The following is a 235-nucleotide window of genomic DNA, read 5'->3' on the forward strand; positions in this document are numbered from 1 at the left end:
TTAAAGTTTCACTTTATGTGAAATATGTTTATTCTTTAAGAAAAGTTTAAGTGGAAAATAGTAATATATACGCATTGATGTAAGGCTATTACTTCACGTTGAGTAAGAAAAAACAATATCATAACAAATACATAATGAAGCAGCTAAGAGAAATGGCAGTAAAGGAGATAGTGTTTTTATGGCTTCTATAGAAAAATTACTAAAGGATTTGGAGCAAGGTCGAAAAATAAAATGG

This window comes from Bacillus sp. JJ722 (assembly GCF_036963345.1).
Taxonomy (GTDB): domain Bacteria; phylum Bacillota; class Bacilli; order Bacillales; family DSM-1321; genus Bacillus_AD.